This window comes from Peribacillus sp. NPDC097295 (assembly GCF_044761665.1).
Classification (GTDB): domain Bacteria; phylum Bacillota; class Bacilli; order Bacillales; family DSM-1321; genus Peribacillus.
The window spans coordinates 337,300-364,282 of the sequence record NZ_JBIWCW010000004.1; the positions used below are offsets into that span (position 1 = coordinate 337,300).

The 26,983-nt window shown below is 40.2% G+C and carries 30 protein-coding genes; 8 read left to right on the forward strand and 22 right to left on the reverse strand.

Going from position 1 to position 26,983, the window contains the following annotated elements; all coding sequences use genetic code 11:
* Nucleotides 1–40: 40 nt before the first annotated feature.
* From ACIQXN_RS10285 to ACIQXN_RS10295, 3 genes are all read right to left on the reverse strand, one after another.
* A complete protein-coding gene (locus ACIQXN_RS10285; RefSeq protein WP_402965846.1) occupies nt 41–1,204 on the reverse strand; it encodes a M14 family metallopeptidase in 1,164 nt (387 codons plus the stop codon).
* A 231-nt stretch (nt 1,205–1,435) separates the two neighbouring features.
* On the reverse strand, nt 1,436–2,404 hold the full coding sequence (locus tag ACIQXN_RS10290) for an ROK family glucokinase (RefSeq protein ID WP_402966102.1): 969 nt from the start codon (nt 2,402–2,404) through the stop codon (nt 1,436–1,438).
* A 4-nt stretch (nt 2,405–2,408) separates the two neighbouring features.
* A complete protein-coding gene (locus ACIQXN_RS10295; RefSeq protein WP_402965849.1) occupies nt 2,409–2,621 on the reverse strand; it encodes a YqgQ family protein in 213 nt (70 codons plus the stop codon).
* A gap of 207 nt (nt 2,622–2,828) precedes the next feature.
* Between ACIQXN_RS10295 and ACIQXN_RS10300 the strand changes: the two genes are divergently transcribed.
* Nucleotides 2,829–3,686: a hypothetical protein gene (locus tag ACIQXN_RS10300; RefSeq protein WP_402965852.1), complete on the forward strand. Its 858-nt coding sequence runs from the start codon at nt 2,829–2,831 to the stop codon at nt 3,684–3,686.
* 2 nt (nt 3,687–3,688) lie between these two features.
* Here ACIQXN_RS10300 and ACIQXN_RS10305 read toward each other — a convergent pair whose 3' ends face one another.
* The 5 genes from ACIQXN_RS10305 to ACIQXN_RS10325 form a co-directional block, all read right to left on the reverse strand.
* The gene (locus tag ACIQXN_RS10305) at nt 3,689–5,209 is read right to left on the reverse strand and encodes a rhomboid family intramembrane serine protease (protein ID WP_402965855.1); all 1,521 of its coding nucleotides are present in this window, start codon (nt 5,207–5,209) and stop codon (nt 3,689–3,691) included.
* Between the two features lie 149 nt (nt 5,210–5,358).
* Nucleotides 5,359–5,550: a hypothetical protein gene (locus tag ACIQXN_RS10310; RefSeq protein WP_402965858.1), complete on the reverse strand. Its 192-nt coding sequence runs from the start codon at nt 5,548–5,550 to the stop codon at nt 5,359–5,361.
* 78 nt (nt 5,551–5,628) lie between these two features.
* Nucleotides 5,629–6,201: a 5-formyltetrahydrofolate cyclo-ligase gene (locus ACIQXN_RS10315; protein ID WP_402965861.1), complete on the reverse strand. Its 573-nt coding sequence runs from the start codon at nt 6,199–6,201 to the stop codon at nt 5,629–5,631.
* Between the two features lie 160 nt (nt 6,202–6,361).
* Complete coding sequence (gene rpmG, locus ACIQXN_RS10320; RefSeq protein ID WP_028391797.1) at nt 6,362–6,511, reverse strand: 50S ribosomal protein L33; 150 nt, start codon at nt 6,509–6,511, stop codon at nt 6,362–6,364.
* A 116-nt stretch (nt 6,512–6,627) separates the two neighbouring features.
* Nucleotides 6,628–7,236: a hypothetical protein gene (locus tag ACIQXN_RS10325; RefSeq protein WP_402965864.1), complete on the reverse strand. Its 609-nt coding sequence runs from the start codon at nt 7,234–7,236 to the stop codon at nt 6,628–6,630.
* A gap of 429 nt (nt 7,237–7,665) precedes the next feature.
* On the opposite strand from ACIQXN_RS10325, the gene ACIQXN_RS10330 reads away from it, so the two are divergent.
* Nucleotides 7,666–8,061, forward strand: a complete 396-nt coding sequence (locus tag ACIQXN_RS10330) for a hypothetical protein (protein ID WP_402965867.1) — start codon at nt 7,666–7,668, stop codon at nt 8,059–8,061.
* On the forward strand, nt 8,054–8,515 hold the full coding sequence (locus ACIQXN_RS10335) for a hypothetical protein (protein ID WP_402965870.1): 462 nt from the start codon (nt 8,054–8,056) through the stop codon (nt 8,513–8,515). The genes ACIQXN_RS10330 and ACIQXN_RS10335 overlap by 8 nt, the downstream gene beginning before the upstream one ends.
* Nucleotides 8,516–8,604: 89 nt before the next feature.
* On the opposite strand, the gene pstB is transcribed toward ACIQXN_RS10335, so the two are convergent.
* From pstB to ACIQXN_RS10375, 8 genes are all read right to left on the reverse strand, one after another.
* Nucleotides 8,605–9,387: a phosphate ABC transporter ATP-binding protein PstB gene (gene pstB / locus ACIQXN_RS10340; RefSeq protein ID WP_402966104.1), complete on the reverse strand. Its 783-nt coding sequence runs from the start codon at nt 9,385–9,387 to the stop codon at nt 8,605–8,607.
* 57 nt (nt 9,388–9,444) lie between these two features.
* Nucleotides 9,445–10,323, reverse strand: coding sequence for a phosphate ABC transporter permease PstA (gene pstA, locus ACIQXN_RS10345; protein ID WP_402965873.1), 879 nt, complete (start codon nt 10,321–10,323; stop codon nt 9,445–9,447).
* A gap of 2 nt (nt 10,324–10,325) precedes the next feature.
* Nucleotides 10,326–11,225 (reverse strand): phosphate ABC transporter permease subunit PstC, encoded by a 900-nt coding sequence (gene pstC, locus ACIQXN_RS10350; RefSeq protein ID WP_402966106.1) that lies wholly within the window; start codon nt 11,223–11,225, stop codon nt 10,326–10,328.
* A 131-nt stretch (nt 11,226–11,356) separates the two neighbouring features.
* Complete coding sequence (locus ACIQXN_RS10355) at nt 11,357–12,328, reverse strand: PstS family phosphate ABC transporter substrate-binding protein (RefSeq protein ID WP_402965876.1); 972 nt, start codon at nt 12,326–12,328, stop codon at nt 11,357–11,359.
* A 207-nt stretch (nt 12,329–12,535) separates the two neighbouring features.
* Complete coding sequence (locus tag ACIQXN_RS10360) at nt 12,536–14,704, reverse strand: peptidoglycan D,D-transpeptidase FtsI family protein (RefSeq protein ID WP_402965879.1); 2,169 nt, start codon at nt 14,702–14,704, stop codon at nt 12,536–12,538.
* 181 nt (nt 14,705–14,885) lie between these two features.
* On the reverse strand, nt 14,886–16,106 hold the full coding sequence (locus tag ACIQXN_RS10365; protein ID WP_402965882.1) for an MFS transporter: 1,221 nt from the start codon (nt 16,104–16,106) through the stop codon (nt 14,886–14,888).
* A gap of 217 nt (nt 16,107–16,323) precedes the next feature.
* Nucleotides 16,324–16,932, reverse strand: coding sequence for a superoxide dismutase SodA (gene sodA, locus ACIQXN_RS10370; RefSeq protein WP_402965885.1), 609 nt, complete (start codon nt 16,930–16,932; stop codon nt 16,324–16,326).
* A 141-nt stretch (nt 16,933–17,073) separates the two neighbouring features.
* Complete coding sequence (locus tag ACIQXN_RS10375; RefSeq protein WP_402965888.1) at nt 17,074–17,559, reverse strand: DUF456 domain-containing protein; 486 nt, start codon at nt 17,557–17,559, stop codon at nt 17,074–17,076.
* Between the two features lie 160 nt (nt 17,560–17,719).
* Between ACIQXN_RS10375 and ACIQXN_RS10380 the strand changes: the two genes are divergently transcribed.
* From ACIQXN_RS10380 to ispG, 3 genes are all read left to right on the forward strand, one after another.
* The gene (locus ACIQXN_RS10380; protein WP_402965891.1) at nt 17,720–18,481 is read left to right on the forward strand and encodes a DUF1189 domain-containing protein; all 762 of its coding nucleotides are present in this window, start codon (nt 17,720–17,722) and stop codon (nt 18,479–18,481) included.
* A 384-nt stretch (nt 18,482–18,865) separates the two neighbouring features.
* Nucleotides 18,866–19,195 (forward strand): hypothetical protein, encoded by a 330-nt coding sequence (locus ACIQXN_RS10385; RefSeq protein ID WP_402965894.1) that lies wholly within the window; start codon nt 18,866–18,868, stop codon nt 19,193–19,195.
* A gap of 228 nt (nt 19,196–19,423) precedes the next feature.
* Complete coding sequence (ispG, locus tag ACIQXN_RS10390; RefSeq protein WP_402966108.1) at nt 19,424–20,545, forward strand: flavodoxin-dependent (E)-4-hydroxy-3-methylbut-2-enyl-diphosphate synthase; 1,122 nt, start codon at nt 19,424–19,426, stop codon at nt 20,543–20,545.
* A gap of 97 nt (nt 20,546–20,642) precedes the next feature.
* On the opposite strand, the gene ACIQXN_RS10395 is transcribed toward ispG, so the two are convergent.
* Complete coding sequence (locus ACIQXN_RS10395; protein WP_402965897.1) at nt 20,643–21,098, reverse strand: hypothetical protein; 456 nt, start codon at nt 21,096–21,098, stop codon at nt 20,643–20,645.
* A 168-nt stretch (nt 21,099–21,266) separates the two neighbouring features.
* Between ACIQXN_RS10395 and ACIQXN_RS10400 the strand changes: the two genes are divergently transcribed.
* Nucleotides 21,267–21,851: a 5' nucleotidase, NT5C type gene (locus ACIQXN_RS10400; protein WP_402965900.1), complete on the forward strand. Its 585-nt coding sequence runs from the start codon at nt 21,267–21,269 to the stop codon at nt 21,849–21,851.
* 35 nt (nt 21,852–21,886) lie between these two features.
* On the opposite strand, the gene ACIQXN_RS10405 is transcribed toward ACIQXN_RS10400, so the two are convergent.
* Genes ACIQXN_RS10405 through ACIQXN_RS10415 form a run of 3 tightly spaced genes read right to left on the reverse strand, consistent with a single transcriptional unit; the run spans nt 21,887 to nt 23,930 of the window.
* Nucleotides 21,887–22,309, reverse strand: a complete 423-nt coding sequence (locus ACIQXN_RS10405; protein ID WP_402965903.1) for a Fur family transcriptional regulator — start codon at nt 22,307–22,309, stop codon at nt 21,887–21,889.
* A 13-nt stretch (nt 22,310–22,322) separates the two neighbouring features.
* The gene (locus ACIQXN_RS10410; RefSeq protein ID WP_402965906.1) at nt 22,323–23,156 is read right to left on the reverse strand and encodes a metal ABC transporter permease; all 834 of its coding nucleotides are present in this window, start codon (nt 23,154–23,156) and stop codon (nt 22,323–22,325) included.
* A 21-nt stretch (nt 23,157–23,177) separates the two neighbouring features.
* A complete protein-coding gene (locus ACIQXN_RS10415; RefSeq protein WP_402966110.1) occupies nt 23,178–23,930 on the reverse strand; it encodes a metal ABC transporter ATP-binding protein in 753 nt (250 codons plus the stop codon).
* Nucleotides 23,931–24,147: 217 nt separating this feature from the next.
* Between ACIQXN_RS10415 and ACIQXN_RS10420 the strand changes: the two genes are divergently transcribed.
* Entirely contained in the window at nt 24,148–24,408 is a 261-nt protein-coding gene (locus ACIQXN_RS10420) for a DUF2624 family protein (protein WP_402965909.1), read from the forward strand.
* 74 nt (nt 24,409–24,482) lie between these two features.
* Here the strand turns inward: ACIQXN_RS10420 and ACIQXN_RS10425 are convergent, their stop codons facing one another.
* Together ACIQXN_RS10425 and ACIQXN_RS10430 are read right to left on the reverse strand one after the other, a co-directional pair.
* Nucleotides 24,483–25,379: a deoxyribonuclease IV gene (locus ACIQXN_RS10425; protein ID WP_402965912.1), complete on the reverse strand. Its 897-nt coding sequence runs from the start codon at nt 25,377–25,379 to the stop codon at nt 24,483–24,485.
* 15 nt (nt 25,380–25,394) lie between these two features.
* On the reverse strand, nt 25,395–26,708 hold the full coding sequence (locus ACIQXN_RS10430; protein ID WP_402965915.1) for a DEAD/DEAH box helicase: 1,314 nt from the start codon (nt 26,706–26,708) through the stop codon (nt 25,395–25,397).
* Nucleotides 26,709–26,983: the final 275 nt, after the last annotated feature.

Sequence of the window (26,983 nt, forward strand, 5' to 3'; positions counted from 1 at the left end):
TTATATTTCTTTGGAAGTATATTCCGAAAAAAATTGATTTTCACATATATAAGGCTGCCATTAATATAGGCACGGATTCTCTATAAATCGAAGGAAAATGGGATAAGGGTAGCGGGTTGATTCCCTTGCCTAACTCTATCGTATAACCTTCTTTCTTGAATTTCTGAATGAACCAATCTTTATATCCTGCATGACTGTCCACATATTGGACTGCACGGTACCCGCTTTTCTCTTCAAACTCTTTTGCGGTTTCTGCACTTTGCTCCGGTTCTAAGCCTTCGTATCCCCAATAAAACTCTTTGCCCTGGGTATGGAGAGCCAGGACTCTAGCAAAATTACGTCTTTCGGCCAATTCTTTCATGGCAATCGCTTCTGGTTCGGACAAACAGGCCTCGCCAGGGAAATCCCTTGGTGCCGGTGACTGTGGAACTTTTCTCTGTTTTTCAATTTCCCATTTGGCAGGATATTGATTATTCAAATCCACCCCGCGTATATTGGCCTTCCACGCATAGAAAGCAGGATTACGATTATTCATTTCCAACACATCTGTGTGCCCCTCTGCGGCTGCCTCTCCTTTAAGGACAAGATCAACACCATCAGGATTGACCATGGGAACCATCGAAATCGTCATTTCCTGAAAAAAAGGCAAACAAGCCTTCCCACATATGCAATCATCATTTGTGAAGGCAAGGAGCAACTCATTCAGCCATTTCATCAAAATGGCCGAGGTGATCCACTCATTAGCATGAAAAGAACCGTTATAATGAATGACCTTTTCCCCCTGACCAATACTCACTTCTAACAGCTCTTTACCTAACACACTCTTACCAATCGATTCCACCTGTATAAATGGGTAGTGCACTGTTAAAGTCTCCAAATCATCAAGAAGCGACTGATAATCATAGAACTTCTGCGGATTAAGAAGGGGAGCCATGATGCGAACAGGTACCGAAAAAGGGCCCTTTTCCGATTGATTAACCAGTAGCAATGCATCCATGGGCAGATGATAATGAATGGAGATCGCCACCAGGTCAAGGTCGTCTCTTAGTTCCTTCTGAAGGATGAAACCAGGAATATTTACATAGTTCCCCTCCTGCAGAACGCCTTGAAGGTTTCTGTTAGCCACCTCAATCAACTCAATCGGGATTCGAAACAGACTACTGTAATAGCCCAAACTATCGCCATATCTGCTAATGATAATCATTCATTACCGTCTCCTTTCATTCCTTAATAGTTATGAAATGAAGAACGGAAACATGTAAGTACCTTTCCTCTTTAGAGAAGCTTTTTCTTCACTTAGAGTCTTTAACAGAACATGATTGAGAGCCTCTTTTTATATTCGTCCCTAAACCCTACCTCATTTATTGAATATTCTATCTTCAAACAACTTTTTTTCCCTAAAACGATCCCAACCTCGCGTAAAATCAAAAGATCCTCATGGATTTAACCGATTCTTAATAAGCCATGCTGCCCCGATGACCCCCGCATCATTTCCAAGGGTTGCGAGATGGATTTTTGTCGACTTACGGACTCGCTTAAAAGCATACGTTTCAAACGCTTGACGGACAGGTTCAAGCAGTATTTCTCCTGCATGGGAAACCCCACCGCCGATTACAATTTTTTCAGGATTCATGACATTGCCGATATGGGATAATGCCAAGCCTAAATAATTACCCACTCGATTCACCACGGTTTTCGACAAAGGATCGCCTGACTTTGCACATTGAAAAAGCAGTTTGGAAGACAGTGGATCTCCGGCTTCTATTCTTTGTTGGAGAAGACTCGAATTGTCGCCAGTGGCCAAAGCTTCTGATGCAAGACGAACGATTCCCGTTGCTGAGGCGACCGTTTCCAAACATCCAACCTTACCGCAGTTGCAGGAAACCCCGCCGTCTGTTACCACGGTCATATGGCCAATTTCCCCTGCTGCTCCACTCGTACCATGGACAATTTGTCCATTATGAATGATCCCTCCGCCTACACCTGTTCCAAGCGTTACACATACTATGTCTTTGGCCCCTTCTCCCGCGCCTTTCCACATCTCGCCCAATGCTGCCATGTTGGCGTCATTCTCGATCACGGCCGGAAGGGATATCTCGACTTCCAATAAATCTTTTAAAGGATAGTCCTTCCATCCAAGATTAACAGCTTCATAGATGGAGCCATTCGAGAAATTGACAGGCCCTGGAGCGCCCATACCTATTCCTAACACTTTACTTTTCGGCTCATTAAGTTCCTCCAGCTTTGCGTCGACCGCCTTGGCGATATTCAAGGTTATGAACTTTCCATTTTCGGATTTGTCGGTAGGAATTTCCCACTTACTGATCATCTCTCCATAAGTTGTGATTAGAGCAAGCTTGGTCGTGGTACCCCCTAAATCTACCCCTAACAGCATCTTTTCCATACAATCACCTTTTTTTCTCATTTTTTTCTCTTTCCAGAGTCAGTTGCTGCCTAATTAAGAGAATCGCCATCTGATAGTCCTTCGTGTCCATCATTCCCATCTGATGGATTTCCCTAATTTCAGATTGCATCATTTCCAATTCGGCTACACGATCACCGAAATAAATAAATGTCCCGAATTTTTTTAAGTATTGTTGTAAATCATAATATGTTTTCATACTGAACCTCTTTACTATTTTCTATAAAAGTATAACCTATTTGTTTGCCATGTGAAAATCTTCCATGTTATTTTTTGTACTTCTCATACATGTCCATCCCTATTCATATGATGTACATGAGGAACGTGACATTCGATATTCGAATTTATCCAGTGTTCCATTAATAACTCACCTTATACCATTCAGCCCACAAAACGGAGGGGACAAATGAAACTACAATTGAAGTATACCGTTTTTTTAATACTGGCTACCATTTTTATTATCCTATATTTTTCAGACACACCCCAAGTAGAAGAAACGATAACTTTCTTTCCAATTGACTCTTCCCTCCAATTTGAACAGGCCTCTACTCATTTGGTGGTGAAAGAAACTGGAAAAGAAATCTATTCCCTTAACTGGGATGTTCGTTCCTCATTGGATCGGACCGCGTACTTACGTCAGGATGTTTCCCTCCTATTTAAGAATGGAAAATTAGTAGGTACGTTAAAAAACTGGAAACAAAATAGGAAAGAGCTCTCACAAAGTGCCAAGTCCAAGGAAGGTGAGAGTGGCCTCTACGATGCAATTACCTTTCATTATGCCGAATTGCACCCTTCTGATACTATTTTCACTAGCGCACAGCAAATGAGTAAAGATAAACTTTATGCTGTGTCCACTCCCGAACTTCAATCTTTTCATAATCCTCTTTCCGAGGAACAGAAGGAGTGGAAAAATGTGCTGGACAGCGTGACGAAGGAAATCACACTACATAGTTTGGATGAAGCTAAAAAGAAATATCAAATTAATCTAAATCAATACAAAGTCATTTCGCTAACCGAGTTACCCGCCAAAAAAAATCAGTGGCTTTCTAGTTTCCCCTCATTTCAAAGGGAAGAAATCGTCGGTAAACTATGGGAAGGCCTTTACAAAAATTATGTTTTAGGCATAAAGAAGGAGGATGGTTCCAATGTGAGTCCACAAGGCAGCACCATCCCCCAATTGCTTGTAGCAAAAGACAAAAGTGAAATACTGGTCCTTTTCACCAGTAAAGATGGCACCCCGAATTTACTACGGCAAAAACTATAGACTTATCTTTCCAATTCTTCTAGTAGTTCCCTATATGATTTTTCCTTCGGAGCAAGCTCGACAGCCTTCTGGGCCTGCTCTTTCGCTTCGTCCATTAGTTCAAGCCTTGTATAGGTCAAAGCAAGATTATAATGTGCTTCATGTAACTCAGGATTTTGTTCGATTGCTTTTTCAAAGTAATGGCGGGCTCCATCGAAGTCCTCATTATCAAAGGTTAGGTTTCCTAGAATGAAGTGAGAAATCGGTGCGTCAGAATTCCCCTCCACATACTCGGACAGCATTTCCTCCGCTTTCCCTTCCTCACCATCTGCCATGTAATCTTGGGCTAGCATGGCCATAGTCTCATCATCCTGTTTCTGATTATTATAACCGTATTGCAGTAAAAAGTAAGTCAGTATCACAGTCCCTATAAAAAAAGCCATCTGACGTAAAAGGTTTTTTGCCTTCGGTAAGTGGACCGCTCCCGCCGCCAGGAAACCACCGATCAATCCCCCTATATGCCCTGCATTATCAATGCCCGGAACGCTAAAACCATAAATCAGGTTAATGATGATCAAGACAATGACAGTTGAACCCATCGAACGCATAAATAACTTTGGATAGACCACCCCGAAATACAAGAGTGCTCCAAAACATCCGAAAATAGCTCCGCTTGCCCCTGCTGAAAGGTTCGTGGTCATAATGAAGCTGCCTAATGTTCCTGCAAATCCAGCAAATATATAGATGAATAGAAATCTAGTATTACCATATATCCGTTCCACTTCCGCACCTATCAAGTACAGCGAAAATGTATTCATAAGCAAGTGGATAAAGCCAATATGGACAAACATCGGTGTAAAGAATCTCCACCACTCCCCTTGTAAGATATAAGGCGAGTATTTAGCTCCAAACTTAATCAAAGTCTTAGAATCCGTGCTTCCCCCACTGAACTCCATCAAGATAAACACAGCAACTGAAATCGCTATCAATATATAAGTGAAGAATGGTTTAGCATTTTGAAATACTTTTTGTTCAGCCTTAGCCTTTTTGACTGACGCTGAAATCGCCATCTTCTTTAACTCGAGGACTTGTTCTTCTTCCAGCGCCTCCTCTTCCGGCACGGAAATCGGTAGTGGTTTTTTCAAAGTATCTTCGAGATTTTTTATCGAAGTCGAAACAGACTCACCTGTGAAAATAAATGTGTTCACTTTCGTTTTTTGAACGATTGCTGGTTGGACACTGAATTCATAATCATCAACCGGGGCAAACTTACTCACATAGATACTTAAGATGTTGATTGGTTTCTTGTATAATTTCTTCCTGACTTGCTCCCCATTCTTTAAGGTCCGGTCGATATCCCTTTTTAGCCAGTTGGCCCAATCAAGGTCATGGCGTATCAGTCTGATTACTGGAAAATCCACACTTTTATCACTTTCAAGCCATATTTCCTCATGGTTCTCTGTTACAGTAATCATGCGGTAATCATATTGAACCGATAGCAGCCTGACAATCTCCCAAAACAGATAATCCTCTTTAAATCCCACTGCATTCCCCACTTTCCAATGAATCTTATCCTTTAATAATCCTGATCATTTCTAATTAAAACTATAGACGAATTTATGGAAAAAGTAAAAAAAGAGTTGTAAAGTATCTAACTAAAAAAAGGAACCTCCATAAGGTTCCTTCCACTCGGTCATCTTTTGGTTTGTGTAAACATGCTTTGCATCATTTTATCCCTTATCATTGGCATGTTTAAGGATTTGGTCACGAGAAATTTTCTAACCATGCTATTAGAAAGGGCAACATTCATCAGGCGATACCGGTTTTTAAAACCTGCGTAAACCACTAAACCAATCAAAAAGATTTGTACAATTAATCGAAGCATAACGATCCCTCCTATCATTAGTGTGATACAGGAAGGAAATTTTATGAGCGAAAAATGATAATCCAACCTTTTCTTCGCCTAATGGGCATATGTACGTAAGATTTTTGTAGGGGTAATCAGTTTACCAACTGCGATATCATGCACCTCTATCGGCAGATCATCGATTAACTGTACATCATATGTAAGAGCTAACGTCTTTCCTCGGTAATTAGAAAGGAAGCGATCGTAATAACCTCCACCAAATCCTAGGCGATATCCTTCTTTTGAAAAAGCTAGACCGGGGACAACCAACACATCCATTTCACCGACGGACACTTTATTCGTATCCTCTATTGGCTCAAGAAGGCCATAATAAACGGATTCTAACTGATTGAAGGAAGTGATTTTCTTAAACTCCATTACCTTCTCTTCAGGATGGCACTTCGGTACGGCTATTGATTTACCTTCCCTCCATGCTTGTTCAATAATCCTCACTGTTGGAATTTCTGGAGGAATAGAGATGGTGATTCCGATTGTTTTGGCTTTTTTCCACTCTTCCAGTGTAAATAAATTTTCGGAAATTTTATTCGATAAATCTTCATGCTCTTCGTTGCTCATTTCCAATAAACGAGATCGAATGCGCTGCCGGAGTATTTTCTTATTCTCTCTCATCTTTTTCTACTCCTTTAAGTCTACTGCTATAAGTATCTCATAAAAAGGACTCATTTACGAAACCAAGAAGAGATTGCTGTCGAAATGCAATATTTCGCATGGCAAGGAGGGGATAGCTAAAGAAGAAAACAAAAAAAAACAACAGGAAAAATCCTGTTGCTTACTTTGTTTCGCGGTGAGTTGTGCTGCGTTTTTCTCTTGAGCAGTATTTTTTAAGCTCAAGACGGTCTGGATTGTTACGTTTATTTTTTTTAGAAATATAGTTACGGTCTCCACATTCAGTGCAAGCTAATGTAATATTTACGCGCATGTGTATTTCCCTCCAAACATATTGACTTTTTCACATAGGACTTTTCTATAATAGCATTATTCATTGTGAATTACTAGTATGTTTTTCGGGAAAAAATAATTTAAGTTTTTTCTTTCTTAATTCTCGACGTTTTGCATGGATAGGAGCAGTTTATTATTCAGGAATTTGGCTTCATCTTTTGTTTCGGCATGGATCGCCCAAGCCACCACTTCCACACATTCTTTGGGGAGGATTTCCGTTTCCAGGGTGAACATGCTAGTGACCTCTCCCTTAGCAAGCGGCGAGTATGCAAGAAGTCCTTCTTTCAGCGATTTAAAGCATCCATCTTGATAGAGACTCCCTTTACCTTGGATACAGTATTGCGATATACCTTTCCCCTTTACAAGCCCACCTAATAAAGCTATGGACTGAGTTGCAACATGTAAGATTGCTCGTTCTCCCGGACAATAAAATGCAACCGTTTGTTTTTCGAAAACGTTTTCATAGTGAAAGAACATTTTAGGGTATTTAGGCTCAAATGATGTATTTCTTATCGTGAACTTTGAAAAGGTAATCTGCCCCTCGGTAAATGTTTGTAAAAGCGACCTTATTTCCCCCCCGGGATGACTCATCATATCCTCTTCGGGATACCAATCGAAACTCTCGTCCATCCATATCCCCGCCTTTAACCCCTTTCGAAATGTTTCCCGGTTATCCTGCGGCATATATGCGGATAATGAACTCATCAAATCATCCCTTTCTCTTCTCTAATTTATATAAAACTTATCGATAGGCGCTGACAGCGAAACTGATTCCTTAAGATCCTGCACACCAGTTAAAGATAGTCCATGCTTTACCTAACAAATAATCCAAATATTCTTTTTTTTCAGTTTATTATTACTTTAATGTTAGCATTGAATTCGCCAATGGACAATAAACACATTTTGTCGAATTCTATTAATTTTTGAAAATGAAGGGTTTGTAACCACTTTATTATCCAAATTTATTTCCATGTATGAAATCAGGTTTGATTTCGACAAATCCTGAAAGGAAATACAACAGAATAGCCAAGGAAACGCTATCTTAAAAAGATATTAATAGGAAAATCACCAATTTTTTAATAAATATGTGTAAAATAGATGTAAATGTCGAAAATTCTCTACTGAGGTGAAAACATGGAAACCTTAATCATTCTATTATTCTCATTGGCAATCATCCTTCTTATTATTTCCTTTTTCAAACAAGACAAGGTTGCCAAGTTAGAAGAAGACTTAGAACAAATGACCATAACCTATATGCAGGATATCTACCAGCTGAAAAAGAAAGTGAAGATCCTCGAGGAGGAATTTGTTATCCAGGATGGGCCAATCCATACTGAGCCTGCAAAATACAAAGCTACTATTTCGCCTAATGAAAGGGAGCCCATTCATAAGATTTTAAAGAGCCAGGTTCTCGCTTTATATAGTCAAGGGCTTTCGTTGGACCAAATTGCCAAACAATCCTCATTAACTAAGGAACAAACCCTTTCCGTGATTGAAGAACAGGGATTGCGAGGAAACGAAGATGAATAAAGGGAAGCTTCAGGCCTTTTCGGCCGGCATCATTTTTTCCACGGCAATCTTCGCCGGGTACTATTATACGACAGGTCCAAATGAAGAGACGGTACCGACCATCGATGAAGCTAAGGAAGTCCTAAACAAAAAGGGCTATATCACTTCCTTACCGAAAGATGAAACCTTGAATGCTAGAAAAGAAGAGACAAGTACTGACAAGAGAGAAGAAAAACAGGAGCAAAAAGTGCCTGAGAAAGAAAATTCCGTGGTCACCTATACCTTAGAGGTGAAAGCGAATATGACTACATTAGAAATAGCCACAAAACTGGAAAAAGAAAAGATTATCGATGATGCTACCGGGTTTGAGGCTTACGTCGATGAACAGGGCTTCTCCAAGAACATTCAAATTGGGAAATTTGTCGTGACCGATAATATGTCGTACCGACAACTCGCCAAAACTTTGACACAATAAAACAAAAGAGAGACATTTTGAATGGCTATCGGCCACATAATGTCTCTCTTTTTTATCGTTAGTACTATCTTACGCCAACTCCATTTTCTTCATCCAAACCGTCCAGTAATATAGTCTTCGGTTCTTTTATCATGCGGGTTCGTAAAGATGGTGTTGGTGTTGTCGTACTCGATTACTTCACCATTTAGAAAGAAAGCCGTTTTATCTGAGATCCGGGCTGCCTGTTGCATATTGTGCGTAACGATTACGATACTGAAATCCTTTTTCAGTTCCTTGATCAATTCTTCTATTTTTAGAGTAGAGATAGGATCAAGAGCTGATGTCGGTTCGTCCATCAAAATGACATCAGGTTCAATGGCTAGACAACGAGCGATACAAAGTCGCTGTTGCTGCCCTCCGGAAAGCCCATATGCATTTTCATGAAGGCGGTCTTTTACTTCATCCCAGATGGCAGCCCCTTTTAAGCTCTTTTCGACAATTTCACTCAAGATCTTTTTATTCTTGATTCCATGAAGTTTTGGTCCATATATTACATTTTCATAGATTGATTTAGGGAATGGGTTCGGTTTTTGAAAAACCATACCAACTTGTGTTCTCAAATCCTCTACTTTGTATGAATGATCCAGGATGTTTCGGTTCCGGTATTTAATCTCTCCCGTTGTTCTAACGCCTGGTACAAGTTCAATCATCCGGTTCAACGTTTTGATGAAAGTGGATTTTCCACATCCTGAAGGACCGATGATTGCGGTCACTTCATTCTGATTCATATCCAGATTGATATTTTTTAACGCGTGATTTTCCCCATACCATAAATTGAGATCTGACGTTTTATATACTGTGTCCCCAAAAGAAACTGGCAAAATTTTTTCCATTTCAATTGATGAATTCTCTTTTTTCGTTAACGTCATGTTCATACTATTCTCCTCCGCTCAGTATCTTTTTTGAAATTTATTTCGAATGAAAACAGCAATAGAATTCATGAAAATCAACAGAATGAGCAACACTATGATTCCTGCAGCAGCCACCTGCTGAAATTCTTCTTGTGGACGTGATGTCCAGTTATAGATTTGCATAGGAAGCACCGTAAAAGTATCCATGAGTGATCTTGGTAAAAAGGCAATGAATAGTGGAATGCCCACCACAACTAATGGTGCTGTTTCTCCAATCGCTCGAGATAAAGCGAGTATTCCACCTGTTAGTATCCCTGGTATGGCAGCTGGAAGTACCACTTTCAAGACGGTCTGCCATTTGGTTGCCCCCATTCCAAAGGACGCATCTCTTAATTCACGTGGTACCGCTCGAATAGCTTCCTGTGCCGCTACGATGATGACTGGCAAGACTAGGAGACTCATCGTTAGACCAGCTGCCAAGATGGAGCGGTCTAACGCTAGTGCCCTGACAAAGACCGTCAAACCAAGCAATCCGAATACTATGGAGGGAACTCCTGCCAAGTTAGATATATTAGTCTTTATAAATGTGGTGATCCAATTCCTTTTTGCATATTCCTCCAAATAAATGGCAGTCCCGACACCCAAGAGAAGAGCAACCGGGGCTACGACAATCATCAACCATAACGAACCGATTAAGGCTCCCTTTATCCCAGCTTCTTCAGGTTTTCGGGAAGCAAAGTTTTGGAGGAAATCTCCATCCAGATAACCAATCCCTTGAGTCACTATTCGATAGAATAAGATGGCCAATACAAGGAGCCCAAATAAGGTTGCCAAGAAGAATAACCCTTTATATATCGAGTTAATCGCCAGCCTAATGGGCATTTTTTTTGCCACAAGATCTTTATTTATCAGTTTCATGTTTAGTATTCCTCCCTGTACCTGCGGGAGATGAACTGTGCCAATAGATTCATGATCAGCGTAAAGGCGAACAGCGTCATTCCGACCGCATAAATGCTGTAGTAAATAGTAGTACCGTACCCAGCATCACCACTACTTACCTGTACGATATAGGCTGTCATTGTTTGTATCGATGAGGTGACGTCCATGTTCACATTAGGAGTTGAACCACCTGCTACACTTACGATCATCGTTTCACCAATTGCTCTGGACAAAGCCAGGACGATGGACGCAACAATGCCGGATACAGCAGCTGGAAGTACCACTTTCATTGTTGTTTCAAGCTTTGTGGCACCTAAAGCATATGCCCCTTCGCGAATCGACATAGGTACTGAGACGAGTGCATCCTCCGACAAAGAAGCTATCATCGGCATGATCATGATTCCTACAACGATTCCGGGACTAAGCGCATTGAACATTTCCAGGAATGGGAAAAGATCACGTAAAACCGGTGTAACAAAGGTTAAGGCAAAGAATCCGTAAACAATCGTCGGGATTCCGGCTAATACTTCTAGAATTGGCTTAATAATTCTCCGTGTTTTCTCTGATGCATATTCACTCAAGAAAATGGCAGTCGCAAGTCCTATTGGAACTGCAACGATTGACGCGATTACGGCTATCTTCAATGTGCCTACAACAAGGGACATAATCCCATAAGAAGGTGTAGCTGCGAACGGCAACCATTTAACACTTGTAAAGAATTCAACTATGGACACCTTTTCAAAAAATATAAACGTTTCAAAAATAAGAGTGAAAATGATTCCGATAGTCGTTAAAACTGATAGTGCTGCGGTCAGGAACAACAGAACAGGAATCATTTTCTCTAGGTTCCATCTTTGTTTTCTTTTCTTTTCCAGGATCATTTGCTGTACAGAATAGGTTTCTGTTTGTTTCAGTTCCAACATATCTCCCCCATTTCATACACGCAATATTTGGGTTCCAAGCTTTCCCCACCCCGCTTCCATAGGAAGATGCAAAAGTGAATAGCTACTTTCTATTTTTTTATTTCTTTCAATTTATCAAGATCCTTCTGATATTCCTCTTCCGGTAGGCTGATGTAACCTACTTCTTCTGAAAGTTCACCCGCATTTTCAATCATGAATTGCGTATAGTCCGCAACTTGTTCTTTTTCTGTAATCGCTTTGTTTGCTACATAAGTGAATAAAGGACGGGACAACGGAGCATAATCCCCACTTTTAATCGTTTCATGAGTTGGCTCTATGGGCCCATTTCCATTATCGATGGAAACGACCTTTAATTTTTCCTTATTTTCTGCGTAGTACGCGAATCCGAAGAAGCCAATGGCATTCTTGTCTCCTTCCACTCCTTGTACTAGCACATTATCATCTTCTGAAAGTGTCGCATTTTCCACCATCGGCTTTTCTTCCAGTATTACTTCATTGAAATAATCGTATGTGCCCGAGTCTGTCCCCGGTGAGTAAAATTTGATCTCTTCTTTTGGCCATTCCGGGCGTATATCAGACCATTTCTTCACAGTCCCATTGTCGGTCCATATTTCTTTTAGTTCCTCGACTGTCAGGTGTTCGATGAAATCATTATCTTTATTGACTATTATCGAAATGCCGTCAAACGCTAGTTTCAATTCTGTATATTCGATTCCCTTTTCATCAATTAATGTCCTTTCTTCTTCTTTGACTGGACGGGACGCATTCGTTAAATCAGTTTCACCAGCGATGAATTTTTTAAATCCACCACCCGTTCCTGAAGATCCTACAGAAACTTTCACTTGTGGTTGTTTAGCCATATATTCTTCAGCGACTGCCTCCGCTATCGGAAATACCGTTGAAGAACCGTCCATGATCACTTCTCCGGCCAATTGAGATGAACCAGAGCCTTCTCCTTTTGCATTGCCTACTTTAGTCGAATCATCCGAACCGCAACCTGTCGCAACTGCAATGACTCCACTCATCATTACTGTCATGGCCATCCCTTTGAAATATCTCATGCGTAAATCCCCCTAATATTTTTATGATTAATTTGTCCTACATACAAATCATACGATTAAACTGTAAACCTCGTTTAAAGGAATTGTAAATATTCAGTAAATTAAAGTTCACCTATTGTAAAGTTATAGGAAAATCCATCTCCTCCCTCATTTGAACGTAAAAAAACACGTTTTTGGATGATCCAAAAACGTGTCACTTTTCATTTATTATTCATTTTCCTGACTATCTCTTATCTCAGCTTGCTCTTTTTGAATTTCTTTACCGTTTTCAACTTTCAAATCGGTCGTTGCATCCGCGTCCTTTTTCTCAGTCCGTTCCTTTTTAAGATCGAAATAAGCATCCATGATCTCTGCACCTATTTCTTTACTCATTGAATGACCTGAATGTCCTTGGTATGCCCAAGGAACGACAACAGCAAATGCGACTTCCGGATTTTCAGCTGGAGCATATCCAACGAGCGTGATATTCATCGTGGCTTGTGGCTCGCTATAATCCGTTCTACTCGGTCCATCATAGAACGCTTCAGCCGTTCCAGTTTTGGCCGCTACGGTATATGGCTTATTTCCAAAATAAGAATAAGCTGTTCCGCCTACTTCCATCGATACCTTTTCAAAGCCATCTTGGACACGATTGATCCATTCGTCCTTCATATCCAGACGGTTCAAGACACTTGGTGATATTTCTTCTGATATGGGACCCAGCTCGTCATTATCGTCAACCGGATCACGTATTTCCTTAACTAGGTGCGGTTCCATACGATTCCCACCATTGGCAATCGTGGAGACATATTGTGCAAGTTGCATAGGGGTGTATGTATCATACTGTCCGATAGCAAAGTCAAGTAACTTACCCGGGGTTGTTTCCGAACCTCTAAAACCATTCATTTCCATTGGGAGGTCGATTCCCGTACGAACTCCTAAACCGAACTGGGCAAATGAATTACGCATCGTTGAAAATGCACTGGCTTTAATGTTTAAGGGCTCATTCGGTACATAATGTGCACCTGCAATATTAATCGCCGTTCTGAACATGTAAACGTTAGAAGAAACTTTTAAAGCTGTTAAATCGTTTATGTTCCCAAAATTACTGTAAGAACCTTTTTCCTTTGTACCTTTGATTTTTAGCTTTGTATCATAAAAGAATGTACCGGGCTGAATAGCCTCTTGTTGATAACCGGTCAAAACAGTGGCGCCTTTGACAGCAGATCCCATCGTATAAGAAGTGGTGATGTTTCCTAATGCGAAGTCATTAATGGTTCTTTTCCCTGTTTTTTCATCCTTGTCATATTTTTTTCCGGCCATCGTTAAAACTTCTCCTGTTTTTGGGTCCATCATCACGACAAACGCTCTATCCAAGAATTTGGTGTTCCCCATCTTCTTCTTGCTAATGAGATGTTTTTCAATGATTTCCTCCGTGGCAAGCTGTAGATCTATATCTACCGTCAACACCAGGTCTTTCCCCCGTTGTCCTTCCGTAATGACTTCGGAATCTACAACATTTCCTGATTTATCGGTCACATTCTTTACCTTTGCCTTCTGTCCTTGAAGTACATCTTCATATTGCAACTCGATATAACTTTTACCGACACGGTCATTTCGACTGTAATCACGTGCTAAGTAATAGTCAAGGCTTTCGCTAGGCAATCCCTCTTCAGATGAAGAGACCTTTCCTAGCACAGACTTAAGCGTTTTATTATAGGAATAAAAGCGATCCCAATCCGTCGATATATCCACGCCAGGAAGGGAATCAAGATTTTCACTGACCCTTGCAAACTCTTCTTTCGTTACTTCCTTATTTTTTACGATTTGTGGGGTCAATGCAAAGCCACTGGCGAATTCCCTATAGATGGCCAGGACTTCCATTTCTTTTTTAGATAGCTTTATTTCATCTTCGGTAATTCGTTCGAGCTGCAGCTTGTATAAGTCACCTTCTTCAAGCTCTCCCTCTTCTACCTGTTTTCTTTCTTTATCCGTAATCTTTTTCTCCGCAAGCTCTGGATTATTCAAAATCCAGTAATCCTTTTGATCACGTTCCGTAACTTTATCCGTCTTTTTATCGATCAACTTTGCTAACTTCTCGGCCGTTTCGACCATTTCTGTTTGTTTTGTACCTTGCTTTCTTGTATATGTAATTGCATCCAGTGGTTGATTGTCGACCATCAACTTCAAATTTCGGTCATACATTTTACCACGGGGTACCGAATTGTTCACGGTTACTTCTTCTGTTCTTTCAATCTCGCGCCGGTAATCATCGCCGTACACAATCTGTACGACCCCCAAACGCAAAATCAGTCCAGAAAACAAAACAAATACTAAAAAGAAAAGAACATTCAGTCTGAAAGGTACATGCGTCTTTTTCTTTTTCTTTGTACTCACCACACCAAGCCACACTTCCTTTATCCATAATCATGATAGTCCTATACTATTCTATAGAACAATCTTGTTTTTTTCTACCTTCTTGTTCTAGAAATATTAGACACATTAAAACGTTCCTCAAAAAAAACACTCTATCTGCTTTTCACTTCTGTAATGAAAAAAAGGCCCCATAAGGCCTTTTTCAATGTTGATCATAGATATCGGTTTTCCTGACAAACCAATAAATGACCAAATGTCCCGCTCCAACAATTAACAGGTATATGGGTAAGCTCTGTTCCAAATCAAACATCACGACCATCAAAATGAAGCCTACTACAGATACTATCCTTCCAAAATGGACGAATAGTTCACGGACAACAACGTATTCTATTCTCATCTTTGCAGCATCCTTAGCCTTGCCTATGATGTCATAGGTTAATGATATATACGGCACAAGCAGAAGTGGATACGCTGCAGCTACGATGCCCCCATAAACTAAAAGCTTACCGAATGTGACATCAAATGCTATAAGCAACACGGCTGCATAAAGTAAAATGCCTCCAATCAGAATCGCTTTCTTTCTCATGGGTTGTTTTATGTACCGTGAAACAAAAAAATAGGCCATAAAGGACACGGCTGAGTTCAATAGTCCATAACTTCCTAAAGCCAGCTCACTTCCCGTTTGTACAAAGATAGTGATGGAAATGATGAACATGAATGTTCCTTCCCGCAATCCTTGAAAAAAATGGGCACGTGTGATCAAGTTCCAGTTCTTGTTGTTTTTTCTTTCATTCCAAACCTTGATAAAAAAGTATTTACCGTGAGCGGGTCGCCTATTCAACGAGAAACTGAGAAACACCGCGATGGTAAACAAGAGTAGCGATAAGCCAAAAACAATGGAATATCCAGTGAACTTTTCAAGTCTCGATATGATAAACCCAGAGAGAATGGGTCCAATCATTCCTCCGAATGAATGCAAAGCCCCTAAGAATCCATTGAAAAAATCCCTTGTATCCGGTTCTGTAATCTCAAAAGTCAGTACATTAAAAGCAAGCCAATAAAATCCATAGCCTATTCCTAATAATGCACCCAACAGGAAAAGATAATCGGTGGCCCGTGTTCCAACTAAAAGAACAGTCAAATAAAACAGGGCCATAAAACTGACGCCTAAACGCAAGACAATAATCCGGTCGACTTTTTTCGCTAATCTTCCAGCAAAGACAAAAGTAAATGGTTGAAAAAGAACCATACTTAAATTGTACATGGCAATATCAATAATTTGACCGGATTGTTTCCACAAATACACATTAACAAATGTATTGGATAAAGCGACACTAAGGCTGTACAATCCGCCAATCAGTAAGAGAAGCTGCAAATCCTTATTCGCTCTCGCCTCTCCCTTCCATTTCACTAAAATACCCATTGTTTTAACTCCCCTTCAAATTCCACTCTAGTGTTTGAAAAAACAATGGCAATTATGTGAAAAAGGTAAAGAAAACTAATTGATCGGATTGATTAGAAGAATTAAAAATGCTTGAAGATATAAGTGAAAATCCCTAGACAATCTTCTTCTAGCTTCAAAAAAAATAAGGCGAAAATCCTTCAAGAGGATTCCCGCCTTATAATTCAACGATTAATTATTATTTAGCTGCACTGTAACGTTTTGCCACTTCATCCCAATTAACAACATTCCAGAAAGAATTGATGTATTCAGGACGACGGTTTTGGTAATTTAGGTAGTAAGCATGTTCCCAAACGTCTAATCCAAGAATTGGAGTTTTACCTTCAGATAATGGGTTATCTTGGTTTGGTGTGCTTGTAACTTCTAATTCACCATTATTAACTGCAAGCCACGCCCAGCCAGATCCGAAACGAGTAGTTGCGGCTTTAGCGAACTCTTCTTTAAAGCTGTCGAAGCTACCGAATTTTGAAGTGATAGCGTCTGCTAATTCACCAGTTGGTTGCCCGCCACCGTTTGGTGATAGGATTTCCCAGAATAATGAATGGTTAGCATGTCCGCCACCATTGTTGCGTACAGCTGTACGAACAGCTTCAGGAACTGCGTCCAGGTTAGCGACGATTTCTTCTACGCTTTTGCTAAGAAGCTCTTCGTTACCTTCTAGAGCCTTGTTTAAGTTTGTCACATATGTGTTGTGATGTTTAGTGTGGTGAATGTTCATTGTTTCTTTGTCGATGTGTGGTTCTAACGCATCGTATGCGTAAGGTAATTGTGGAAGTTCAAAAGCCATAATAAAATTCCTCCCTATGTAAGCTGTTTTTTTTAAAGGGCTTCAGTCATCTTTAGATTCCTAAAGCTCGTTAGATTTAGATTACCAAAATTTCTTATGCGTTTCAAACCTTATGCCTATATTTATTTTTATTTAAAGCACTTAGGAGAAAACCACAAATAAAAAGTACCCGATCATCAGAAGCTGGATGATTCCTTTTGTAAAAATACTGCTTATAAAGCCCACTACGGAACCAAGACCAATTTTCACCGCTGTGACCATATCTTTTTTATGGACGATAATTTCCGCCAGGAAGGCTCCGATAAAGGGCCCAATTAAAATACCCACAAACGGAATCACAAAAGGACCGACAAGGAGACCAATCGTACTGCCCCATACTCCAGCCTTAGTCCCGCCATACTTCTTGATGCCGACCATATTCGCTATATAGTCTGCCGAGAATAGTAAAAGGACAAATAAAATCTGGACTGTCCAGAAAAACCAACCAAAGGGTTCAAAGGAATAAAATAGTCCATATAATAAAATTCCGGCAAATATGAATAACACGCTTGGAATGATGGGAAAAATCAAACCGACGAAACCGATTATGAACATCAGGATAATAATAATCCAAAATAGCGTATCCAAAAAATAAAACATCCCTTCAAGTTTATTTACACCTACCCCTTCCTCTTCATAAATTGCCCTTTTATATACGAATGAAACCACTGAATGCCGATACAGGTTGTTTTATTCCCCTTCTGTAGTTAAACTTGAGGGGAAATATCACAAGATAGGTGCTGAAATCATGAACGTATTCAAACAACTATGGGTGAGCCTCTACTCACCTAAAGATATCGCTTCCTTTCAAAATCAGGGAATCGGTAAGACCATATTATATGTATTTTTATTGAGCCTCATATTCTTCCTCCCTTCCGCATTTTACTTAGGTACAATGATAACGAATGGATTAAACGCCATTGAGGAAACTGTATCAGAAGACCTGCCTGATTTTGAAATCAAGAATGGTACATTAACGACCGATAGCAACGAGCCATTCGTTGTGAAAAAAAATGGCTACCAGATTTTTTTAGATGGCACTGGTTCCCTGACTCCGGAAGATGTGTCAGCCAAGTCGGATGAAGCAGTCGCCCTTTTAAAGTCGGAACTTGTATTTGTATCGAATGGTCATGCTCAAACTTCACCTTATTCGCTTTTGGAAGGAAATAATGAGGATTTATTCGAATGGATTAATTCAGTTGAATCTGTTCTGCCGATAATCCTGCCACTGCTTCTCTTTATCCTATATTTATTTACGGCAGCTGGTTCATTCTTGAAAGTGACCATCCTTGCTGCATTCGGGACTATATTCAGAAGCACATTGGGTCGTTCCATTTCTTATAGATATTTATGGAGGATAGCCGCGTACAGTATCACCCTATCCACGATTTTCTTTACAATCATGGAGGCCTTTCAAGCGACTGTCCCATTCGCTTCCTTCATTAGTTGGTTCGTTTCATTAATCATTCTCCACTTATCCATAAAAGAATCAGCTCATACACTTGATTAAATATGATATGAAAAGATAAATCCAGACGAACCTGTCTGGATTTTTTGCACCTAACCAAATAAATTTTTACCTTTCCCTAAAATCAACAAATTACGCAAGATGTTATTCCTATAATTATAGTTTAATCAGTATTTAAGGGGATGAGCGATGTGATGAATAGAAATCTTGATGTACAGTGGTTATTACTTATACTGGAGGCAAAAGCAATGATTTAACTTTAAATGAAATCCGCCGTTTTCTTAACGCGAATGCATATGATAATGATAATTATTTTTTCAAATCCAAAATTAAATAAACGCTCGACATGAAAACTGCCCATTTTCAGGCATAACTTTTCACCCTGCCAAGTACATATAGGTAAAAGACAAACTTGGGGGGATGGAAATGAAAAGGATCCTGCTATTTATTTCATTTTGTTTCATTCTATTTATTATTTATTTCGATTTGACCACAGGAACCCTGCCCACTTCACAATTAACATCAAATCCAGTCCAACCATCCTTGACAGTAGACAAGCCCGTGGACCCTACATTGTCATATAAAGAAATACTTATCAAACCTGGAGATACCTTACTCTCCATCATGGAGAACGATAAAGAAGCATCGAACCAGCCGATTGAGGATATCATATCCGACTTTCAGAGTTTGAATGAAGGGCTACAGCCAGAGAACATGCAGATTGGAAAAACGTATAAAATCCCGATCTACAAATAAACCGAATGGAAACATATTTCGTAAATAATCAAGGTGAACCTGATTTCTTGCTTAAAGAACATTTAATCAAGTAAATCCCGAGTGAAAATAGTATACTTTCTTCATAATAAAAAAGTAATGCGTCCAATTCCTTGTCAACCGGTATGGACATTGATACAATATTTTAGTGAACTAAATGAAAAATCAAAATTGATTTTTTCCTAAAGGAGAGAATTCCACTTGAGTGAAATCATACATCGCACTAAGACGCGGCCAATTAAAGTTGGAAACTTAACAATCGGCGGCAACAATGAAGTAATCATTCAAAGCATGACAACAACAAAAACGCATGACGTTGAAGCAACCGTTGCAGAAATCCTTCGTCTTGAAGAAGCAGGATGCCAAATTGTACGTGTCGCCTGCCCGGATGAAAGAGCAGCAAATGCCATTCCTGAAATTAAAAAACGGATCAATATCCCGCTAGTGGTCGATATCCATTTTGATTATAAGCTAGCCCTGAAAGCTATCGAAGGCGGAGCGGACAAAATACGGATCAACCCTGGTAATATCGGTCGCCGCGAAAAAGTAGAAGCGGTTGTAACAGCTGCTAAAGCTAAAGGCATTCCGATTCGTATCGGTGTCAATGCAGGTTCTCTTGAAAAGAAAATCCTCGACAAATATGGCTATCCAACAGCAGATGGAATGGTCGAAAGTGCATTGCACCACATTAAGATCCTGGAAGATCTTGATTTCCATGACATCATCGTTTCAATGAAAGCATCTGATGTCACTTTGGCACTCGAAGCCTATGAAAAAGCTTCAAGAGCTTTTGATTACCCTTTACATCTAGGAATTACTGAATCGGGTACACTCTTCTCCGGTACGGTTAAAAGTGCGGCTGGACTTGGCGCCATCCTTAGTCAGGGTATAGGTAGCACACTACGCGTATCCTTAAGCGCTGACCCAGTCGAAGAAGTGAAAGTAGCAAGGGAACTCCTTAAAGTATTCGGGCTTGCTTCTAATATGGCCACCCTAATCTCTTGCCCTACTTGTGGACGTATTGAAATCGACCTTATCTCCATCGCAAATGAGGTCGAGGAGTACATCCAGACGATCAAAGCTCCAATCAAGGTATCTGTCCTAGGTTGTGCGGTAAATGGTCCTGGTGAAGCACGTGAGGCTGATATAGGCATTGCCGGAGCACGTGGTGAAGGTTTGCTGTTTAGAAAAGGGAAAATCGTTCGTAAAGTTCCTGAAGAAACAATGGTTGAGGAACTAAAAATAGAAATCGATAAAATTGCTGAAGAGTATTATGCAAAGCAAAGAGCCGAAGCCGAAGCTGAAGCAACGGCTGCAGTGATAACTAAATAAATAAAAAAAGTCCTGAGTTTCTCGGGACTTTTTTTGTTCCCTCAAAAAAAAGCCGTTTCCGAATCCTTTTGGGTATCGAAAACAGCGAATTATGCTCCTAAAAGAATGGCAAGATAAAAATGCCGACAATGATGGAAACGGCACCTATCCCTATAGCCCATGAACCCATGCTAGATCCTCGCTTGCGGGCTGAAAAACCAATGATGATCCCAAGAATCCCCAGTATGAAAGGCATCATAAACAACGACAGAATGGATAGCACTAACGCAATGGCCCCTATGACGGCTCCATTCGATGCCATCCCGGAATCGTCAGAGCGTTTTTCATACCTCCCGTTTTGCTTTGGTTCTGCGGCAAGTTCAGCAGAAGTTTCTTCTTGATACCGACTATTCGCAAAAGTGGCCTCTTTCTTTTTTTGATACCCTCTTTCCTCTGCTACATCTTCTTCCGTATAGTAACGCTCATGATGTTGATCATCCTCGGTCACAATGGATTCATTCCCCACTTCAATTGTGCCCGCCTGGCCTTTAACGGAGTATTTGTCTTCATCCATTCATCCATCACTCACTTTCGATTTTAGGAGCATTTATAGTGTATGTATAATAATTAATTACCCTCATGAAAAAGGTTTCATGTCTTGGTAATAAATATGGATTGTTTCCAATGCCACAGTGGAATATGATACACTAAAACAAGTGTTGATAATGAGGAGAGAGTCATCGTGAAAAAAAGATTTGGCATCGATATAGATGGGACTATTACAAGACCCGATACGTTAGTCCCCTACTTAAATAAAGCTTTTAAGTTAAATTTAACCTATGAAGACATTAATGAATATGATTTATTTCCCTTCGTCAATGTACCAAAAGAAGAGTTCTCAAAATGGTTCATCCAAACCGAACCGACGATATATGCAGAGTCTTTGATTGCCGATGGGGCAAAGGACATTCTGGAGAGCTGGATGACCCTGGCTGATTTATATTTCATCAGTGCCAGAAGTGATCGCCTACTTGATGTAACAAGGGACTGGTTTACGAAGAACCAGCTCCAATACAATCACTTGGAATTGGTCGGCTCCCATGATAAGGTGGCTACAGCTAAGAAATACGCTGTCGACCTCTTTTTAGAGGACAAGTATGACAATGCGGTTTCCATTTCCGAAGAATGTAAAATCCCTGTCCTACTATTCAATACACCCTATAACCAAGGCCCGATCCCAGATAGAGTCATCCGGGTCAACAATTGGTTGGAGGCATCACAATGGGTGAAACATTGGCTACCTTCTAAACCGCTCAGTATAAAATAGAACAAAAAAACCATTGACAGATGTCGATGGTTTTTTTAAGATTCTATCGATATACAGACAGGACAGCGACCGTAAATTTCGAATTTATGACCAGATACCTCATAGTCCTTCAAGCTTTCCTGAAGCTCGTGCATCGGACATACTTCAATTTCCTTAGTCTTACCACAATTCAAGCAGATGAAATGATGGTGATGTGAAGAATGTCCGCAAGTAAAGCGGAAATGTTTTTCACCTTCCAGTTCAGTCATCTCAAAAATCCCAAGTTCGACAAACAAGGAAAGATTGCGGTAAATCGTATCGAAACTCAAGCCAGGATAGTCTTGCTTCATATTCTCCAGCACTTCTTTAGCCGTTAAATATTTATCACTCGAAGAGAAAAGAGCCAACATTTCCTCTCTTTTTCCTGTATGTTTAAAGCCTTTATCTTTAAGTAATTGCATGGCTGTTGTCACGTTCAAAAAATCACCCCACCTATCGATTTTTCCACTTATCCATTAAAATTGAAAAGATAAGTATTAGCACAGCGATGATAACAATTGTTCCACCTGGAGCAAGATCCATATTGTAAGATAAAATCAATCCACCTACAACAGATATTTCTCCAAATAAAATGGAGTAAACAATCATCTGCTTAAAGCCTTTCGCAAAGCGGAGACTTGCAGCAACAGGCAAAGTCATTAACGAAGATACAAGTAATATCCCGATGATTTTCATTGATGCAGCGATGACCAAAGCCACCATTACGATGAAAATAAAATGAATCGTTTGATAGGGTATCCCCGAAGCCCTTGCATGCTCTTCGTCAAAGGATAACAAAAATAATTCTTTATACAATAGTGCCAGCATTAAAGCGACTGCTATGCCGACTCCCATAATAAGATATAAGTCTGTTCGACTTACTGCACTGACACTTCCGAATAAATAACCATATAAATCCGTATTAAAGCCATCGGCAATGGAAATGAAAATAACACTAAGCCCCATGCCCCCAGCCATGATGATGGGGATGGCCAACTCTTGGTAGTGCTTGTACACCCCTCTTAATTTCTCAATAAACAACGAACCTCCAACCGAAAAGGCCATTCCTATATAAAGTGGATTCAATCCGGCAAGAGAAAGAAAACTTTTTTGAAGCAGTAAACTAAACGCAATTCCTGCTAGCGCTACATGACTGAGCGCATCGGAGATCATCGACATCCTTCTTACCACGACAAAAACGCCTACGAGTGGCGCAATCGCTCCGATGATGATTCCGGTCAAAAAAGCGTTCTGCAAAAATTCAAATTGCAATATCCCCGATATCATTGGGCTATCCTCCAAAACTTATTAATGATTATGGTTTAAGAACTGAACACCGTGTCCATAAATGGAAGACAATTCTTCCTCATTCAATCCATTGTATTCTATGGCATCTCCATGAAAATGAAGCACCTTATTCAAACAGGCAACGTGTGTGACTTTATCGGTCACGGTAGCCACATCATGCGTAACTAAAATCAGGGTAATTCCCAATTTTTTATTTAGCATTTCGAGCATTTCATAAAATTGATGGACGTTCTTTGAATCTACTCCAACAGTCGGTTCGTCTAGAATCAGCAATTCAGGCTCGCTGACAATCGAACGGGCTATGAACACCCTCTGTTGTTGGCCACCGGATAATTCACCGATATTTCGGTTCTGGAACCCCAGCATATCCACAGACTCCAGCGCATCCTTCACCTTTTTCTTATCTTCTTTGCTTGCAAATTTAAACAAGCCGATTTTTTTAGTCAAGCCGCTTTGAACCACTTCGAATACGGTAGCAGGAAAACCGGAATTGAAAGAATTTGCCTTCTGGGAAACAAAACCTACCTTTTGCCAATCTTTAAAGCGTCGTATATCTTCCCCAAATACTTCGATTTTTCCTTTTTGTAGCTTAAACACACCGAGTAACAACTTCAAAAGGGTGGATTTACCGCTCCCATTCGGTCCGACGATTGCTAAAAAAGCCCCTTTAGGGATCTCAAGTGATACATGCTCCAGCACTAAATCTTTTGTATATTTGTAAGATATATCTTCTAATTTAACGATGGGGTTCATTATATTATACAAAACAATCACCTTTTTTTTAAGAATCATTACGATTAACAAAGGTTAGTATAAATCAAAGCAGGTCAGATGTAAAGAAATCGCTCCAGGTTCAAAGGATCTTGAGTCACTCTAATTATCCTTGATCAGTAAATTTCTCAAAATCCAAACAGTTTCAAGTTCACATACCCTATCTTCCTTCATATGTTTTAAAGGAGGAGGAGATCGTATGAAATTATTTGAAATGATGGTCAACCATAAAATAAATCAGATACGTCCCGATGAACTACTGTCCCTTGCTAAACAGCATCAGATTAACCTAACCCAAAAACAAGCACAAGATATTACTGCATTGCTGGCTGGTAAAAACATCAATATTTTCGATATTCGCCAACGTCAAAACGTTCTCGGCCAAATCACTCAAGTAGCCGGAGCGAATACAGCCCGGGCAATCGAAACTCTTTTCAACAACCTTACTGCCAATCTGTAACACGGTTTCAACAATACTTATATAAAAGAAGGGACGGTTCATCGACATATCGATGAACCGTCCCTCTCTACCACTTACAATTGCAACATGATCTTTTCCAGTAAACCCTCATCGAATTGTTTATTTTTAAACATATCGATTTCGAATTTATACGGTGCTTTTTTATCCTTCTTGTCTTCTCCTACAAAAGGAGTTTCCAAGATTTTCGGGACATCGTCCAGTTGGGGATGATGGACAATATAATTCAATGCCTTGAATCCAATATGGCCAAAACCGATGTTTTCATGACGGTCCTTATGCGCACCACGTACATTTTTACTGTCGTTGATATGGAGAACCTTGATTCGTTCCACGCCGACCAATTTGTCGAATTCATTCAGGACGCCATCAAAATCTTCAACGATATTATATCCGGCATCATGTGTATGACACGTATCGAAGCATACGGATAGCTTATCATTATGGGTTACACCATCCATGATCATTGCTAATTCTTCAAAAGTTCGGCCACATTCCGTACCCTTACCCGCCATCGTTTCAAGGGCAATTTGCACTTTATCGTCAGCGGAAAGCACTTCATTTAAACCTTCAATGATCCTTTTGATGCCAATTTCACTGCCTGCACCGACATGGGCTCCAGGGTGAAGGACAATTTGACGTGACCCTATCGCTTCCGTCCGGTCTATTTCACTGCGTAAAAAATTGACCCCCAGCTCAAAGGTGGCTGGATTTGTCGTATTCGCTATATTGATTATATATGGGGCATGGACCACAATATCACTGAGTCCATTTTCGTCCATATGCAATCTTCCTGCTTCAATATTCAAATCCTCGATTTTCTTACGTCTCGTATTTTGCGGGGCTCCTGTATAGACCATGAAAGTATTGGAACCATATAAAACCGCTTCCTGACTCGCAGCAAGTAGCATATTTTTCCCGCTCATTGACACATGCGACCCAATCTTCAGCATTTAATTACTCCCTTTTCATTTCTTTCTTTGTATACGGCGTTCGCGTTTTTTAAAGTTTTCAACGTCTCGTTGAATTTTCTTTTTATAACCAGGCTTAACTTTTGACGGCTTCTTAACATGCCTGCTAGCCTTAACATCTATTTCAGATTTCTGTTTCTTACGGTTTTTCCGTTTATTCCGTTCTTCTATATCAACCCACTCGCCATTTTGAATATCGGCATCGTGGAATTCGACTCCCATCTTTTCGAGGCGGTTCAGAGCGTCTTCATCCGATGTACCATAAATGGTGGCCGCAATGCCTGAATATCCAGCACGGGCGGTTCTTCCAGTCCTATGAATATAGAAATCCAAGTCCGATGGTAATTCATAATTGATGATATGACTGACGCCTTCTATATCGATTCCACGAGAAGCCAAATCGGTAGCAACGATGAATTGATATTCTAAATCGTTGATTTGTTTCATCATTTTTTTACGGTCACGAGGCGATAAGTCACCATGAATACGGCCTACTTTCAAGCCTTTTTCAATCAGCGAATTAGCCACATGATCCGCCATTTTTTTCGTATTGGTGAAAACGATAGCCAAATACGGATTATAACGCACGATGATGTCATGCAGTAACTGCTCTCTGTTACGATGACGGAGCGGTATCAAAACGTGTTCAATTTTGGCAGCTGTCGCCTGTTTAGGATTCACTTGAACATATTTCGGATTTTCCATGTATTTATTCAAGAACGGCTTTAATTTTTCCGGAATGGTTGCCGAGAAAACAAGCATTTGAATTTTTTCAGCCATACGTGATGCAAATTGATCAACATCTTCTATGAAGCCCATATCAAGCATAAGGTCCGCTTCATCGACCACCAGCATTGAAGCTGTATATACCTGAAGTGCCTGAGCCTCAACCAGATCCTTGATTCTACCTGGAGTCCCAATGACTAACTGTGGTTGTGTTTTCAATTTATCGATCATCCGCTGTTTATCGGTACCACCGATGTAGCAACGGACTTGAACTTGCTCGTCCTCAGGGAAATGTTCCGCAATTTTCAAAGCTTCTTTGTAGATTTGATTCGCTAATTCACGGGTTGGTGCGGAAATAATCGCTTGAACTTCGTTTTTCCCAGCATCAAGCTTATTCATAATCGGCAGCAAATAGGAATGAGTCTTCCCTGTACCTGTCTGCGACTGTCCAATTAAGCTACTTCCCTTTAAAAGCGACGGGAGCACGCGTTCTTGTATTTCCGTCGGCTTATCGAACCCTAGAGTACGAACTGCATCTAGAATGTAGCTTTTCAAATTAAATCGTTCAAATTGGTTTTGTTTCATCAAATATCTCCTTTATTCTTGTCTTTCATTAGACACGTCTTATTATTATAATAAATTTTATACAAAAAGCGCAAGCGCCTTGATAGCTCGTGAAGAAAATAGGGGTTGGACCGTAAGGCGTCCTTTGCCTTATGAGGCCAATCTTCTTTTTCACAGCGAGCTAGGCGCTGGAGCTGGATTATACAAAAAGCGCAAGCGCCTTGATAGCTCGTGAAGAAAATAGGGGTTGGACCGTAAGGCGTCCTTTGCCTTATGAGGCCAATCTTCTTTTTCAC

What these genes read in the sequence shown, in the direction of transcription:
- ACIQXN_RS10285 (WP_402965846.1), bottom strand. Translation starts at nt 1,204, where the DNA reads ATGATTATCATTAGCAGATATGGCGATAGTTTGGGCTATTACAGTAGT.
- ACIQXN_RS10290 (WP_402966102.1), bottom strand. Translation starts at nt 2,404, where the DNA reads ATGGAAAAGATGCTGTTAGGGGTAGATTTAGGGGGTACCACGACCAAG.
- ACIQXN_RS10295 (WP_402965849.1), bottom strand. Translation starts at nt 2,621, where the DNA reads ATGAAAACATATTATGATTTACAACAATACTTAAAAAAATTCGGGACA.
- ACIQXN_RS10300 (WP_402965852.1), top strand. Translation starts at nt 2,829, where the DNA reads ATGAAACTACAATTGAAGTATACCGTTTTTTTAATACTGGCTACCATT.
- ACIQXN_RS10310 (WP_402965858.1), bottom strand. Translation starts at nt 5,550, where the DNA reads ATGCTTCGATTAATTGTACAAATCTTTTTGATTGGTTTAGTGGTTTAC.
- ACIQXN_RS10315 (WP_402965861.1), bottom strand. Translation starts at nt 6,201, where the DNA reads ATGAGAGAGAATAAGAAAATACTCCGGCAGCGCATTCGATCTCGTTTA.
- rpmG (WP_028391797.1), bottom strand. Translation starts at nt 6,511, where the DNA reads ATGCGCGTAAATATTACATTAGCTTGCACTGAATGTGGAGACCGTAAC.
- ACIQXN_RS10325 (WP_402965864.1), bottom strand. Translation starts at nt 7,236, where the DNA reads ATGAGTTCATTATCCGCATATATGCCGCAGGATAACCGGGAAACATTT.
- ACIQXN_RS10330 (WP_402965867.1), top strand. Translation starts at nt 7,666, where the DNA reads ATGGAAACCTTAATCATTCTATTATTCTCATTGGCAATCATCCTTCTT.
- ACIQXN_RS10335 (WP_402965870.1), top strand. Translation starts at nt 8,054, where the DNA reads ATGAATAAAGGGAAGCTTCAGGCCTTTTCGGCCGGCATCATTTTTTCC.
- pstB (WP_402966104.1), bottom strand. Translation starts at nt 9,387, where the DNA reads ATGGAAAAAATTTTGCCAGTTTCTTTTGGGGACACAGTATATAAAACG.
- pstA (WP_402965873.1), bottom strand. Translation starts at nt 10,323, where the DNA reads ATGAAACTGATAAATAAAGATCTTGTGGCAAAAAAAATGCCCATTAGG.
- pstC (WP_402966106.1), bottom strand. Translation starts at nt 11,225, where the DNA reads ATGATCCTGGAAAAGAAAAGAAAACAAAGATGGAACCTAGAGAAAATG.
- ACIQXN_RS10355 (WP_402965876.1), bottom strand. Translation starts at nt 12,328, where the DNA reads ATGAGATATTTCAAAGGGATGGCCATGACAGTAATGATGAGTGGAGTC.
- ACIQXN_RS10365 (WP_402965882.1), bottom strand. Translation starts at nt 16,106, where the DNA reads ATGGGTATTTTAGTGAAATGGAAGGGAGAGGCGAGAGCGAATAAGGAT.
- sodA (WP_402965885.1), bottom strand. Translation starts at nt 16,932, where the DNA reads ATGGCTTTTGAACTTCCACAATTACCTTACGCATACGATGCGTTAGAA.
- ACIQXN_RS10380 (WP_402965891.1), top strand. Translation starts at nt 17,720, where the DNA reads ATGAACGTATTCAAACAACTATGGGTGAGCCTCTACTCACCTAAAGAT.
- ACIQXN_RS10385 (WP_402965894.1), top strand. Translation starts at nt 18,866, where the DNA reads ATGAAAAGGATCCTGCTATTTATTTCATTTTGTTTCATTCTATTTATT.
- ACIQXN_RS10395 (WP_402965897.1), bottom strand. Translation starts at nt 21,098, where the DNA reads ATGGATGAAGACAAATACTCCGTTAAAGGCCAGGCGGGCACAATTGAA.
- ACIQXN_RS10410 (WP_402965906.1), bottom strand. Translation starts at nt 23,156, where the DNA reads ATGATATCGGGGATATTGCAATTTGAATTTTTGCAGAACGCTTTTTTG.
- ACIQXN_RS10415 (WP_402966110.1), bottom strand. Translation starts at nt 23,930, where the DNA reads ATGAACCCCATCGTTAAATTAGAAGATATATCTTACAAATATACAAAA.
- ACIQXN_RS10420 (WP_402965909.1), top strand. Translation starts at nt 24,148, where the DNA reads ATGAAATTATTTGAAATGATGGTCAACCATAAAATAAATCAGATACGT.
- ACIQXN_RS10425 (WP_402965912.1), bottom strand. Translation starts at nt 25,379, where the DNA reads ATGCTGAAGATTGGGTCGCATGTGTCAATGAGCGGGAAAAATATGCTA.
- ACIQXN_RS10430 (WP_402965915.1), bottom strand. Translation starts at nt 26,708, where the DNA reads ATGAAACAAAACCAATTTGAACGATTTAATTTGAAAAGCTACATTCTA.